This window comes from Rhizobium laguerreae (assembly GCF_002008165.1).
GTDB lineage: Bacteria > Pseudomonadota > Alphaproteobacteria > Rhizobiales > Rhizobiaceae > Rhizobium > Rhizobium laguerreae.
The window spans coordinates 35,688-47,813 of the sequence record NZ_MRDM01000012.1 but is presented as its reverse complement, the minus strand read 5'-3'; the positions used below and the strand labels follow the sequence as shown (position 1 = coordinate 47,813).

Here is a 12,126-nt window from a genome sequence, read left to right as displayed (position 1 = left end):
AATAACACTCGCCTCAGTTGGAGCTGGGCCAAGAAGCGGTCCAAGCGATTGGATCAGTCCTGGCGTGAAGACACAAAATCAATGGAAAAGGGAGAGTTAAATGTCCTTGCATGTCAGCTACGTAGACAAGGAAATGACGGATCATGCCCGTGCATCACAGCCGGGAAGCGCAGCGCTTGCCCAAGGAACGCAATATTCGTTATTGCTGAAGAATCAATCGGCGCAACCTTGGACCTTCTATGTCTATCAAAAGATGCCTCAACCTGTTGCCAATGTCTTCTCCTTGGCATGGTTCTGCTCTCCGTATCAAATTCGGGTTGGCAATCAAATCAAGTTCACTTGGGAGCTCGCCTATAATTTCGTCTGGAGCGACACGGGACAACTGATTCCTGGCGTGGACTTTTTTGCCTCCGGGGTGGAGGACTGCAGCCCCAGCGGGAGAAACACCACTACTTTTTCATTAAGCGATGGACCTGGCCTGACCGCGCCGATCAAGGGGGATCCTGCAGGATCACTGGTCATCAACGATGCTGGCAATGTGCCAAACAACCGGTTCTCCGTGGGCATCGGCATGTCCGGAACAGGGACTTATGTTGCACAAGCGGGCACCAATCTGCTCCACACGTTCACGCCAACTCCGAGCTATTGGATTGCGGCGGGAACGAATGTCACTATCGGGTCGGTGCTCAGCATCGACACGATCACCCAGACCAGGGAAGCCAAGTTTCCCTCTGCCGTCTTCAATCTCGTAGGCGTGCTCCAAGAGGACAATACCTGGGATATCAACCCGGCTTGATGGCAGGGTGAATTGGCTTCAGCTCCGCCCGTCAGGGCGGAACTGATGCATGGGAGTGCCTGTTGTTGCTGATAATTGGCACTCCTTTCCTCACACATCAATATTGCCCGAGGAACCAACGATGTTTGCAGGGCCTCCAATCGGTGCGGTGTGTCCCTTTGCGGGGCAAGTTGCCCCTATCTCGAGCTCGGTCAATACAATCTGGAGCAACACGCCCTGCGCAAGCTCTGGCGAGGCTGCGGGTACAAATGCGGAAGCTCCTATCAGCTACGTCGAAGCCCAGGGATGGATGCTTTGCGATGGACGCTATCTCAGGGCAGCCGTCTATCCAGAACTCTACGCCGTTCTCGGCGGACTCTATGGAGAGCGGAATTCTACGGCCGATCTGGAATTTCGGATTCCAGACTACCGTGGGCTGTTCCTGCGCGGTTTCGATGCCGGTGGCGGTATGGACCCTGACGCGAAACGACGGCTAGATCCAACCGGCAATAATGTTGCGAATGTTGTTGGATCACTCCAATGCGATGCTCTGCAAGTTCACGCGCATCCCTATGAGATAACGACGCCGGCGGGAATTTCGCAGCAGGGCAATGCCGCCGGAACTTCCATCTCAAGCAAATCGACAGGTTCACCCGAAAATCCGGCACGCACAGCTCTTGAGACGCGTCCCAAGAACGTGGCCGTGAACTACCTGATCAAGTTTCGGTAACTTGAAAGGGGTGTAGGTCCTTTCATTCGATTTAGAGACATCGGTCCGGAAGCGACATCTTGCCGGCCGGCAAAAGAGGAGAACCTTAATGACTGCTACTTTGAGAGCTTTCGGATGGCTAGCTGCTTTCGCTCTGACCGTCACGTTCGCGCAGGGTGCCGCGGCTGAGGAGCAGCAAAAAGGCAAGGTGGGGGCGAAGCCCGTAGAAACTGGCGTCGTGATCCGCGGCGTCACGCTTGCCGGTCCGGTTGGAAATCCGGGAACGTCAACCGGGAAAACATGCGACTTCAGCGGTGAGCCCGTGGATCCATCGGGGCGTTTGGAGGGGGCAAGCGTCAACTGCAGGCCAAATGGCAACCAGGCGAATACAACGCCAGGGCTACCCGCACGCTTTAACGCGTATTGCATGATAAATGCGCCGGTTAAAAGTGCGCGGCTGATCCAAGCTGCCCGACCAGAAAATGCCAACCACTGCGATCTGTCGGGGATCACCCCAAAAGACGCGACTGGTCAATTCGGGGGGGCCGTCTGGCGGTAGGCGGTCATTGGACGACTTCTGGGGAAACAAATTCAAAGCACGTCCTCGCAGCCCCCCAATCGATGCTGCCTGCTCGACCTACCGAAAACTGTGTTGCGCCTGTCTATCAATTCAGACGCAGATTTAGCTCTGCATTTCAACGGGGCTACTATCTGATCATGATGGCTGTCGTGATCCAACAGGCCCGATCTTTGAAGTGGCCGAAAACTCCATATGCTTCAGCGAATGATTCTGAGACGAAAGCTTTCGGCAATCATCTGAGGTGTATTAACCACATTGAGCTTTCGCTGGATGTTCAAAATGACATTTTGAATGGTTCGATGGGATCGTCCGAGAATCGTTGCGATCTCTATTGCTGTTTTGCCTGCGGCACACCAATGGATGATTTCGCGCTCTCGCGTTGTGATCATGGGTAAGGCCTGAATTTTTCGACTGGCATCATTCCCAATTTGGGCGCGGAGCAAGCTGTGCGCGTAAGCCGCCATCAGATAGAGCGCGCTTCGGTCGCAGGTTGAGAGCTCTACCTTTTCCGCTCCAAAACTGACAATCGATTGAAACCCAGCGGCAGTGTGTAAAGGAACGCTGAAGCCGTCAATCAACTTGAATTCGCGTGCCTCATCCATGACACGACGGCTCTGCCGATCGAGTTTTTGATCTCGCAGAGCTTCCGACCAAACAAATGCGTGATCGCATGTCTTGCTAAGATGCACTATGGGGTCGGCGTGGACATAATTGTTTTCACGATAACGATCAAACCACCCGACTGACCAATTGCCCAAAACGAAATAGGAATCAATTCGCTCAATAGGCGAGGGGATGCCGGATATCGCGAAATAACTAAACCCGAAATACTGCGAAATTTTTCCAAATAAGAGTAACACATCGTCTTTGCTCTTTGCGCTGGCTGACTCTGACAGGAAATCGAACACCAGATTCGAGACCGCTGAGGATTCTTCCTTCACGACAACCTCCCGGTTCGGTGCAAGATTAACTTCCTCACATCTAAGCAGTGAGTGTCCAGTTCCGTGGGCAGCTAAACTCTGAAAACCATATTATATACCCTTGATGCATACAACCAAAAAGCGCATCTTCAGGCGGGATCGTCCTCGGCAAACCGTTTGGCGCCGCTCGTCTGAAAAACAATTCGAGCCGTCAATTTTAACCGAGTGCGTCAGCCCGATCGCCATAGCTTCGCATTCACTCGGAACCGTACGGCAGACGACTGAGAACTTCAAAGCAGGGCCTGTCGCAAATTTTGGCGCTCAACGGTATGTTGACATGGGAAGATGATTGCCGTTCCGAAAGTTGTGGAGCGAGCCGATGATTCTGAATGCTATTGCCGAAAAGCTGAAGCGGCAATCGATGGATGGTTTCAAGCGCCGGCATTGTTCGAGGCATGGCTGATCGTGCGGGCGGTTGCCTTGTATTTGGGTTTTGCTCAAGGCTTCAGACGAATTCGTCAGAAGCGAAAGTTTAGGCCCGCCTCAATTACATTATCGTTGAGGTCGGACCTTGAGCTGATGCCTCCACTCGTGGTCGGGACGGCGTTGTTAATGACGTAGTTGTACTCGATCTTTGCCGACACGCCGCCCGAAAACGCGTGCTCGACGCCGCCACCAAAGAGGTAGCCGTGTTTCCAGCTATCCGGCCCGGATTTCCATTTGTCCGATCCGGATACGAGGCGGTGGCCCTCGAACTCGGTCGTTGTGACGCCCGCGGTGCCGTAGACGAAAGTGCGATCAAAGCCCAAGCCAGCCTTCGCTTTCGCGGCACCTCGGAAGCGGCTTTCCACGTTGCCGACGGGCACACGTACTTCGTTGTTCAAGTAAGAGCCTTCCAGTTCTGCGCCGAAAACGCCCGATCCAGCCTGGAAATTGTAACCTACCTGAGCGCCCACCGCTGGGGCGCGACCATTGTTGAACGGGTTGAATTTGGAGGCCGCGACACCTCCATGAAGACCGGCGTAAGCCCCGGCCCACGAGAAGGTTCCCGGTGCGTCATAAGAGGGGGCGCTCGGAACGCTGTGGTCAGCTAGATCGGCCGCCGACGCGCCGCATGCCATTAGCATCGAGACGCCCACGGAGAAGATTTTTCTTTTAATTAGCGACATATGTAACTCGATAACGAACGAAACTAACATCCGGTGCTGGGCTGGACGCGCAAGGGTCTGCAAACCACGCCTTACTCGCGGAGAGGGCATCATGAGCTTCCATGAGAAAAGCCAAATCGCTCGACTGGATCAAGTTTCGCCTCGCGTCCGTTGGGTCTTGAGTCGACCCGACGCTCTTCGGGACATAGGAGGCGTTGTCCCTGCTGTGCTGGAGCCTTCCTCCTGGACCATAGCCCCCGACGTTCCTCCCTGCGACAGCCCTTGTTGAATATTTCAGCATTGTCATACCTGCTTTCATAAGCAGACTCTCTACAATTACCTGATTTAAGACAAGAGATGCAGAGGATATATTTAATCGTATATTCGTTTATGTTATATCAAAAATCGGTAATGGATTGATACTTCGCCATTTAAAGCAAACTTATACGTCATATATTTTCAAATATATTATAGTTTAGTGAGGATATTCAGAACATTGACGGCGTCGTCGAGACCAGTATCTCGGCGCTGTTCCTGCTGGTGATCAGCATCGCAATTTGTTCTTCCTGAGCCGTTGCGGAAGCCCAGATCGTTACCGCCGAAGCGAAGATACTCAACGCGCTCGACCCTTGCAGAGCACGGGCTTGATCGCCACTGGCGCAACGCCCGCACCCATACTCTGCACGACCCGTCCGCTGGAAGTACGCCATTTTGGGTAAGTATTTCCTGAACGGCGAGAAGCCACCGCTCCACGCCTGGAGCTGAGGTTTTCGATCTGCAAAGCACCCTGAGATCAGGTGCTCTGCAGATTTGTCTTCAGCGTATACGAGGGAAGAAGTTGTGGCCTTCGTCAACGGCCGCCGATCGTCATAGCCCCCAGTCGTTTTCATATCTGCCGGCCAACTACGAAGGGCGTGCCGTGCGGCCGAGATAAACATTTTCGCATCCGTCATTCAAATAGGTCATATCAAAACAATGGATTTCACTAATTCGCTCTTGGAAAAGATAAGGGGCACAGGCGGCGCCCGTTGCCTAATAAGGAGTATATGCGATGAATATCAAAGGCAGTGATAACGGCAGTTTTATCAAAGGATCCCCTGAAAACGACATAATCGATGGCGGCAAGAAGAACGACTGGATTGATGCCGGCAACGGCGATGATCGGATCAAAGCTGGTGACGGCCAAGACAGCATCACGGCCGGTCCGGGCCATGACATTGTCTGGGCCGGGAAAGGCTCAGACGTAATCCATGCCGACGGTGGTGACGATCTCTTGTACAGCGACGCCTCCTACCCCTTATACGTCACCGACCCTCACCGCGTAATACCGCATAGCGGCGAGGGCGATGACGTGCTCTACGCCGGCCCTGGCAGCGATATACTTGTGGCTGGTGACGGCGCAGATGTTCTGACTGGCGGCGACGACGGCGACGCCTTCGTGTTTCGGTTCCACGACCCTATGGTTGGAACAACGCACTGCTATACGAGTGTGATGGATTTCGACACGAAGCAGGACCGCTTTGTCCTGGACGCCGCAGATTTCGGTGGTGACCGGAATCTGTTTGATGCAAATTTCATCAATCATTCCAAGGGCTTTCCGGGCGAATTTGTGGACACCTTCTACAACGGCGCGGCCGAAGGCGCGCACGGCGAGCACGTCGTGGTAATCACTGATCGAGGCTTTGCGTCTGCCGCTGCCGCCGCGACTGCTATTGATCACGAAGCCCGCGGTGACATCATTGTCTTCCATGATCAAAAAACTCTCGGTCAAGATGGCGAAACTCACGGTGCGACACTAGCCTATGTCGATTCTGCGAACCACGCGCATGCCTTCGCTCATGTCGACAATCTGCACGACATGTCGGATCTTACCTCGCTTACGGCGGAAAATTTCGGCTTCATTTAATTCGATGATCCGAGGAGCGTTCCACCCTTGGGGCGCTTCTCTTTTCCAACATGGCGCAGGGAACTGAAAATAGAAACGACGTGATTTTATTGATCGACTGCACCAGTAAAGGTACGCCATTGAAACAAGTTCTCGTCGCCGATGACGACGCCGCCATGCGCCACCTGCATCCTGGGGCGGTTGCGCAAGCTGACTTTCTTCTCGCTGGCTGAGGCCAATGCCGCTATTGGCACTTGATCGCATCAACGATCACCTCATGCGTCGATTGGGTGTTTACCCGGCGGCAAGTATTTGAACGTGTCGAACGTGCTGCGCTCGCTAGCCTCCCGGGTGAAACTACGAATTCGCCGAATGGCGTCTGCTCCGTGTCTCGACCGATTATCACGTCGAGTTCAAAAGCTTCTTCTATTCCGTCCCTCATGCCCTCATTCGCCAGCAGGTCGATCTTAGAGCAACGGCGCGCACCATCGAGATCTTTTACCGCGGCAAGCGCATCGCCGTCCATCAGCGCCGCTATGGCGGCTGTCGTCATGGAACCGACCCAGATCACATGCCCAGTTCCCACCGGCGATACGCTGAGTGGACACCAGATCGCTTTCGGCGCTGGGCCGCATCCATCGGTCAAAGCATGCCGCGAGGATTTCTCCGTTGCATACCACCGCGTTCCCCGGCTGTTCGCCACGCTCGCGCTTGCAAGGGGTGACGGGCGATACGGCAGAATCCCCAAATCTATCGCCAAGACCGACCTGCTGATCCTCGATGACTAGGGACCGGAAAAACTCAACGATGATCAGCGCCGCGATCTTCTCGAGATCATCGAAGACCGCTACGAGCGTCGCTCGACGATCGTCACAAGCCAGGTGCCCCTGGATCGCTGGTGGGAAATTATTTCAAACCCAACGCCGCCGATGCGATACTGGATCGCCTCGTTCACAACGCCGAGGCATCGATCTCATTGGCGAAAGTATGCGCAAACAGCGTTCACCGATGGCGCTTGAAACACAGCAAAGCTTGACCTGACACAAAACCCGATCCAAACATCAAACAGACCCAGGATCAGCCCGAAAAATAGCCGGCTTCAAATCGGAATCGGTGGCCGGTTTCATCGGAATACGCACCCAATGCAACATCTGAAGATCGACCTGATCGGCTTGCTTAATGCCAACGAAGCGCATCGTCGGTCGCCTTGCAGCTTCTGCGATCGCCGCAGCATCGATGATGTCATTCTTGTTCGATTTTGCGTAGACTTCACTGCGCCGGGATGATGCGGACGGAATGCCCCATCGTCTGCAACTTGGCGCAAGCCATTGGGAACCCGGACGGGATTCCATTCCGACAAGCGTTCTGTTCGCTCGTTCGAAGAACTGCAGTAGCGTCTCGCGCCGGAACTATCCAGGCCGACCACGTGGAAGAGGTTCTTTCCGATATCGATGCCGAAGACGGCGCATTGGCGCAGTTGGTTGCGATCCATAATTTCAGCCCTCCTTTGCCCACCTCCGTTATGCTCTCGGGAGACAGGGCGGACCATCCCATTAGCTCTAAGCCCTGCTCGTAAGCGGGAGGTGGTGAAGGGCATGTGCCGCGATTGGACGACCTCCCGGCCGGCGCCAATACAACTCAGGCGCTGGCGCGCTAATGACTTGATCAGGTTAAACCATCCCGCATCCAGCGCTCGGCTATGGCGAATGTGCGGATTGGATGTTTGCATTTGCGGCTGCAACCGTCGAGGCCTCCCTGGGTGACGCGACTTTGGGAGCCGCAAAACCACCGCGGATTGCTACATTCAACCGCACGTGATCCTTGGCCAGTTGCTGGATCGCCGCAGCGAGGCTCGCCTGAGCGCTGGACACCTGCCTTTGCGCTTCGAGAACATCGAGGAGAGAAGAGGCGCCATCCGTGTACGAGGCCGTCGAAAGCTTCAGTGCTTCTTCGATCGTTTCTACTTGCCTGCGACGTGAGTTCTCTGTGTGAACGTCGCGTCGGACGGCTGTCAAAGCGTCCTCGACTTCCTGCACAGCTGTCAGGACGGTTAATTTCCAGCTTATGTAGGCTGCTGCGGCGTCCGATTTAGAAGTCTCCACGTTTGCCCGCAAACGGCCGCCGTCCAGAATTGGGAGGTCAAGGCTCGGCCCGAAGGACCATTTCAAGATACCCCCGTGACGGCCGCGCTGCTTGATATAGGAAGGGGTGATCGAGCCGGAGAGCGTTATCGCGGGGTAAAGCTGTGCTTCCGCCACGCCGATCTGTGCAGTCGCGGCGGCGAGATCCCGTTCAGCCTGGCGAATATCGAATCGATTGCGAATAAGATCGGCGGGAATGCCGGCATTGATCTTTCCGCGATAGACCGGCTGCCCTTCACTTTTCTGCAGTTGCTTGATCACTGTTTCCGACGGCAAAGCGAGGAGGGCCGCAATGTGATGCGCCGACACGCGAAAATTCAGTTCTAGCCTTGGTATTTCGGCAATCGTCGATCGGACAAGTCCTTCGGCTTGCAAGACATCCTGCCGGGAAGCCGCTCCCGCTTCGACTTGAAGATTCGTGAAATCGTAGGTCTCCTGGCGGGACTTCAGGTTCGCTCGGGAAATCGAGACGCGCTGCTGGTAGTACCGGGCGTCGATGTAGGAGGAAACAAGATCTTTGATTAGAGCTAGCTTTGCGGCGTCGACAGCCGCATGCGCAGAATCAAGAGAAGCCAGTGCGCTTTCAGTGCTGCGCCGGTACTGACCGAATACGTCCAGCAGCCAGGTCAACGATAGTTGCACGCTGGAGATATTCTGTGTGCTCGTGATATCTCCCCCTTTGCCGATCTCGCCGCTTGTCGTGTGTGATGCCTTGGGAAGGCCCCCGGCGCCAGCGATGGTGACGTCCGCGGCGGCGGCATTAACCCTTTCGAGCGCCTGCTGAACACTGAGGTTCTCATCCAGGCCGGAGGCAACGTACTGGTTGAGCGTACGATCTGAAAACGAATCCCACCACGCCGACACCGCAACATCGCCGGCGCTCTGTTTTGCACCCTCGGAAAACTTCTCCGGCAAAGGCGTTTCCGGCGGTGCATGGTCGGGCCCGAGCATGCAAGATGACAAAAGTAGCGGCAACACCGCAGCGGCCAGACGGAACGAATGCAATCAATCAGCCTCCATTACAGCGAAATTCAACTCAAACCCGTTTCGCCTGCCCAAAGGATGATGCCAGCGCGCAATTGCCGACGCAGCAGATCGAGAATTCCGGCGTGACACTACGAAATCGCGTGCAGCCAAAACAACAAGTCGACACCCGCTGGCGCGAGCTGGCGTCAAATCCCTTTAGGCCTGTCGTTCGGATCAAACTGAATGATAGTGATCCAATTAGCAGTGAGTGCCGGTCGGTTCTCGTTCTCGATCTCCACCGTAACCTCGTAGGTAGTCACCAGCATGCTTGCGCCGCGAAATTGACATTCAGAGAGAACGAAGCGACCGCGCACACGGCTGCCGGTCTTAACTGGTGACATGAAACGCACCCGGTCTAAGCCGTAGTTAAGGCCCATGGTCTGCTCGCGGATCTTTGGCATGCCGCTGAAGTTCATCGCCGACAGAAGCGAGAGTGTCAGGAAGCCGTGAGCGATAGTGCCACCAAACGGGCTTTCGACTGCCGCGCGTTCCGGGTGCACGTGGATGAATTGATGATCGTGTGTCGCATCGGCAAAGAGATCGATTGTAGTTTGATCGACGGTGATCCATTCGGATTTACCGAGCTCCTGGCCAATTCGCGACGGCACGTCGGCGAGCGAAAGTTCGTGCATACGACCTCACTTTTTTGATGTCTGATCAAGTCCTGGATTTTCCGGGAGGCGATTTGCGATCTAACCAATCGTCACAATCATTCGACTGTGACCGATTTAGCTAGATTCCGCGGCTGGTCCACATCTGCCCCCATAACGACCGCGGTATGATACGCAAGAAGCTGCAGCGGGAGAGAGAAGATCATCGGCGCGATAATCTCCGCAACATCGGGTAATACGATAGTGTGCATGGTGGGAAGCTTTGACATCGAAGCTCCCGTTTCGTCGGTGATCAGAATGATGCGGCCGCCGCGGGCGGCCACTTCCTGCATATTGGAGACAGTTTTATCGAAGAACCGATCATGTGGCGCGATGACAATGACTGGCATATTTTCATCGATCAGGGCGATCGGACCGTGTTTTAATTCTCCTGCCGCATAACCTTCAGCATGGATATAGGAAACCTCCTTGAGCTTCAGCGCACCTTCCATGGCCAATGGGAAACTCGTGCCGCGGCCGAGATAGAGCACGTCGCGGTAATGCGACAATTCCCGAGACAAGAGTTCGATCTCCGGCGTGATGTCGTTCAGCACCTGTCGCATAACGCCCGGCAAGGTCGCCAAACTTTGGACGAGCACCTGTTCCTCGTCGTCTGTGATCGTGCCCCGCGCCTTGCCTGCGCCGATGGCTAGCGCAGCGAGAACAGCAAGCTGGCAAGTGAATGCCTTGGTAGAAGCAACGCCGATCTCTGGCCCGGCGAGGATCGGAAAGATGGCATCTGCCTCGCGGGCCATAGTTGATTCTCGCGTATTGACGACAGCGCCTATTCTCAGACCATGTGCTTTGCAATAGCGCAGCGATGCAAGCGTGTCAGCCGTCTCACCAGATTGAGAGATGAAGAGCGCTGCCGACCGCGGCGACAACGGGATTTCTCGATAACGGAATTCAGAGGCGACATCAATTTCAACGATTAAGCGTGCGTAGCGCTCGAACCAATATTTGCCAATTAGTCCCGCAAGATATGCCGTGCCGCAGGCGGAGATCGCGAGGCTCTCAACCCCGGCGAAATCGATGTCGGTTGAAGTCGTTGTGACATGACTATCGTTGACATTGATGTAGTGACCAAGAGCACGGGCGATGACCTCCGGTTGCTCGTAGATTTCCTTCTCCATAAAATGCGGGTGATTGCCCTTGCCGACCAGGTCTGCGGTAGCAAGCGATATGTGCCGTGGGCGCGTAACGACATTGCCTTCGATATCGAAAACCTGGACACTCGTTTTGCCTACAACAGCCCAATCGCCATCGTTCAGATATGTGATGTCATTGGTGAACGGAGCAAGAGCGATCGCGTCGGAGCCTAGAAACATCTCACCATCGCCGTGGCCTATCACTAACGGTGGTCCATTGCGCGCCACCATTATGGTCGCGGGATCATCCTCAAACAGGATGGCAAGAGCGAAGGCGCCCTCGACGCACTTCAACATGGCATGCATTGCCTCAAGGCATCCCATGCCATCCCGGCGGAATTTTGTCAGGAGATGCGCAATCACCTCGGTGTCCGTGTCAGTCTGGAACTTGGTCCCTACCTCCGCCAATGCGTCCTTTAGCTTGGAGAAATTTTCGATGATGCCGTTATGAACAACGGCTACACCATCGGTAAAGTGCGGGTGAGCGTTGCATTCTGTCGGTGCGCCATGGGTCGCCCATCGTGTGTGGGCAATGCCGACAGTGCCGCTCAGGGGCGCTTCCTTCAATCTCGTTTTAAGGTTCCCGAGCTTGCCTTCCGCACGGCGCCGGTGCAATTCTCCTTCGAAGATCGTAGCAACGCCGGATGAATCATAGCCGCGATATTCCAGCCGCCCCAAGGCTTCGATCAGCCGCTCCGACACGGGCTTATGTCCCACTATGCCAACAATCCCACACATGCTCGTCACCCATGTCCCAAGAGCCCCCGACAGGTAATCAGGAGGCGGACGCCGCTCGGCGCGTGTCCTCCAGCGCGTGCTAATAAATCCAAACAGATTAGTAAAATTGATTGTTGGGATAGCTATCATCCACGATATGGATGTCGCCCACTCGGGTTGCGTCGATTAGACGCTGTAGGCAGCGCATGATGCCTTCTGCAAAGTGTCGACTGATAAGCTACGACCGGGGCGTGGGGCCTGCCTCTGAAAATGTTCGCGCCAACAGGAATTGTTATTTGCCGACGACATGCCGCCAATTGTTTTTCATCGGCGCACGGGCTGAAAGGCAATTCGTTTTTCTGCAGGTGAAGCGGTATGTGTCTGCGGGCTGACCCTAAGGCGTAGTTGCCCCTTTGCATGCAAACAT

The 12,126-nt window shown here is 55.0% G+C and carries 10 protein-coding genes and 4 pseudogenes; 8 read left to right on the top strand and 6 right to left on the bottom strand.

Annotated features, from left to right (window positions below; genetic code table 11):
• Positions 1-100 precede the first annotated feature (100 nt).
• From BS630_RS15180 to BS630_RS15170, 3 genes are all read left to right on the top strand, one after another.
• Positions 101-796: a protein RhiA gene (locus BS630_RS15180; protein WP_011654211.1), complete on the top strand. Its 696-nt coding sequence runs from the start codon at positions 101-103 to the stop codon at positions 794-796.
• 121 nt (positions 797-917) lie between these two features.
• Positions 918-1,505, top strand: coding sequence for a tail fiber protein (locus BS630_RS15175; protein ID WP_077978095.1), 588 nt, complete (start codon positions 918-920; stop codon positions 1,503-1,505).
• 88 nt (positions 1,506-1,593) lie between these two features.
• Positions 1,594-2,043, top strand: coding sequence for a protein RhiC (locus BS630_RS15170; RefSeq protein WP_011654213.1), 450 nt, complete (start codon positions 1,594-1,596; stop codon positions 2,041-2,043).
• Positions 2,044-2,261: 218 nt separating this feature from the next.
• Here the strand turns inward: BS630_RS15170 and BS630_RS15165 are convergent, their stop codons facing one another.
• Entirely contained in the window at positions 2,262-3,005 is a 744-nt protein-coding gene (locus tag BS630_RS15165; RefSeq protein WP_003551769.1) for a helix-turn-helix transcriptional regulator, read from the bottom strand.
• A gap of 358 nt (positions 3,006-3,363) precedes the next feature.
• Here BS630_RS15165 and BS630_RS36510 point away from each other — a divergent pair.
• Positions 3,364-3,506 (top strand): annotated as a pseudogene (locus tag BS630_RS36510) (IS6 family transposase); the annotation flags it as partial.
• On the opposite strand, the gene BS630_RS15160 reads toward BS630_RS36510, so the two are convergent.
• Entirely contained in the window at positions 3,503-4,153 is a 651-nt protein-coding gene (locus BS630_RS15160; RefSeq protein ID WP_026264773.1) for an outer membrane protein, read from the bottom strand. The pseudogene BS630_RS36510 and the gene BS630_RS15160 sit on opposite strands and share 4 nt — an antisense overlap.
• A 552-nt stretch (positions 4,154-4,705) precedes the next feature.
• Here BS630_RS15160 and BS630_RS15155 point away from each other — a divergent pair.
• From BS630_RS15155 to BS630_RS15140, 4 genes and pseudogenes are all read left to right on the top strand, one after another.
• Positions 4,706-4,897: pseudogene (locus BS630_RS15155) on the top strand (SfnB family sulfur acquisition oxidoreductase); the annotation flags it as partial.
• Positions 4,898-5,183: 286 nt separating this feature from the next.
• Complete coding sequence (locus BS630_RS15150) at positions 5,184-6,038, top strand: calcium-binding protein (protein WP_011654216.1); 855 nt, start codon at positions 5,184-5,186, stop codon at positions 6,036-6,038.
• Between the two features lie 358 nt (positions 6,039-6,396).
• Positions 6,397-6,741 (top strand): Mu transposase domain-containing protein, encoded by a 345-nt coding sequence (locus tag BS630_RS38660; RefSeq protein WP_371316936.1) that lies wholly within the window; start codon positions 6,397-6,399, stop codon positions 6,739-6,741.
• Positions 6,662-7,058 (top strand): annotated as a pseudogene (locus BS630_RS15140) (ATP-binding protein); the annotation flags it as partial. The gene BS630_RS38660 and the pseudogene BS630_RS15140, both read left to right, overlap by 80 nt.
• Before the next feature lie 92 nt (positions 7,059-7,150).
• Here BS630_RS15140 and BS630_RS38655 read toward each other — a convergent pair.
• From BS630_RS38655 to glmS, 4 genes and pseudogenes are all read right to left on the bottom strand, one after another.
• Positions 7,151-7,509 (bottom strand): annotated as a pseudogene (locus BS630_RS38655) (IS110 family transposase); the annotation flags it as partial.
• A gap of 205 nt (positions 7,510-7,714) precedes the next feature.
• Complete coding sequence (locus BS630_RS15130; protein ID WP_011654218.1) at positions 7,715-9,163, bottom strand: efflux transporter outer membrane subunit; 1,449 nt, start codon at positions 9,161-9,163, stop codon at positions 7,715-7,717.
• 167 nt (positions 9,164-9,330) lie between these two features.
• Positions 9,331-9,816 (bottom strand): MaoC family dehydratase, encoded by a 486-nt coding sequence (locus tag BS630_RS15125; RefSeq protein WP_011654219.1) that lies wholly within the window; start codon positions 9,814-9,816, stop codon positions 9,331-9,333.
• Between the two features lie 77 nt (positions 9,817-9,893).
• Entirely contained in the window at positions 9,894-11,720 is a 1,827-nt protein-coding gene (gene glmS / locus BS630_RS15120) for a glutamine--fructose-6-phosphate transaminase (isomerizing) (RefSeq protein ID WP_011654220.1), read from the bottom strand.
• Between the last annotated feature and the right edge of the window lie 406 nt (positions 11,721-12,126).

What these genes read in the sequence shown, in the direction of transcription:
- BS630_RS15180 (WP_011654211.1), top strand. Translation starts at nt 101, where the DNA reads ATGTCCTTGCATGTCAGCTACGTAGACAAGGAAATGACGGATCATGCC.
- BS630_RS15175 (WP_077978095.1), top strand. Translation starts at nt 918, where the DNA reads ATGTTTGCAGGGCCTCCAATCGGTGCGGTGTGTCCCTTTGCGGGGCAA.
- BS630_RS15170 (WP_011654213.1), top strand. Translation starts at nt 1,594, where the DNA reads ATGACTGCTACTTTGAGAGCTTTCGGATGGCTAGCTGCTTTCGCTCTG.
- BS630_RS15160 (WP_026264773.1), bottom strand. Translation starts at nt 4,153, where the DNA reads ATGTCGCTAATTAAAAGAAAAATCTTCTCCGTGGGCGTCTCGATGCTA.
- BS630_RS15150 (WP_011654216.1), top strand. Translation starts at nt 5,184, where the DNA reads ATGAATATCAAAGGCAGTGATAACGGCAGTTTTATCAAAGGATCCCCT.
- BS630_RS15125 (WP_011654219.1), bottom strand. Translation starts at nt 9,816, where the DNA reads ATGCACGAACTTTCGCTCGCCGACGTGCCGTCGCGAATTGGCCAGGAG.
- glmS (WP_011654220.1), bottom strand. Translation starts at nt 11,720, where the DNA reads ATGTGTGGGATTGTTGGCATAGTGGGACATAAGCCCGTGTCGGAGCGG.